Source organism: Bacteroides cellulosilyticus DSM 14838 (assembly GCF_000158035.1).
Taxonomy (GTDB): domain Bacteria; phylum Bacteroidota; class Bacteroidia; order Bacteroidales; family Bacteroidaceae; genus Bacteroides; species Bacteroides cellulosilyticus.
In genome coordinates, this window is sequence record NZ_EQ973515.1 from 1 (window position 1) to 1,109 (window position 1,109).

Below are 1,109 nucleotides of genomic sequence, written 5' to 3' on the forward strand. Positions count from 1 at the left end.
CCGCCCCCGCCACTAAAGCCGATATCAAAGCCGACCTCACCGGAACAGCCTCCGCAGGCGGTAGTGGTACGGAAGCCATCAAGGGAACCGCCATGAGCATCTGGAAAAAAGGAGTCGGCAACACAGGAAGCACAACGAATGACGCACAGGCTGACAAGGCCGCGGCACACGCCTACACCTTCGCCGGCAGTGCATGGAGCAGCACGAACCCCATTTACGTGGACGACACTAACCTGACTAACGACCGTTTTTATGCTACCATCGAGAACGCCACCGACAGCAAGACCCGGGTGGTAGATCTGATAGGCGCCGGCCCCGCCACCATGGGACAAGGCATCCTGAACTTCGGCTTCCGCCATTTGATGGCACAGCTGGCCGTGAACGTAGTAGCCGGAACGGACTTCCCCGCAGGCATCTCCCTGACCGACGCCACCGTGAAGACCCCCGCCATGCTGACCACCTACACTCTGGGCTACAACACCGCTGACAACAGCCTCCTGCAAGTGAATTCCACCGTCGGCAGCACCAGCACCACCTACACAGATCTCGCCACCGGAGTTTCCGCCACTGACAACACCGGTACCGCCATCATCACGGGCGAGACCACCTACCTCGTAGTGCCGCAGACGCTTGCCCAAGGCGCATCGTTCACCGTCAGCGTGGGCGACAAGACTTACACCGGTACACTCAACGCAGCTCTCACTCTGCAGGCAGGCAAGAAGAATGTCCTGACACTGACCCTGAACCCCACCGCCATGACCGTGGGCAGCATCACGCTTGCGGAATGGGGAGCAGGAAGCAAGGGTAGCGGCAGCAGCGAAGTGGACGGAGTCACCATCACCACCACCACCCTGACGAACATCGACCAAGCCGGCACGCTCTACCTGGCAGCCACGGCAGAAAGTACCTCCGGCGTAGCCGACAACGGCACAGGAACTTATCCCGTGAAATACGAAAAGAGCCAAGCCTCCATCGACGATGCAACCGGTAGCGGATACTCCCCCATCATTTGGGACAATCTGGCAAAAGGAAACTACACCTATGCCGCCCTCTTCGTCCCCAAAGAATATCGGCACGAAGCCGTGGCAGGCAACAACCACGAGTTTGAC

At 59.4% G+C, this 1,109-nt stretch carries 1 protein-coding gene; it reads left to right on the forward strand.

Going from position 1 to position 1,109, the window contains the following annotated elements:
• A partial coding sequence (locus tag BACCELL_RS25420) for a fimbrillin family protein (RefSeq protein WP_007215056.1) occupies positions 1-1,109 on the forward strand: 1,109 nt, incomplete at both ends.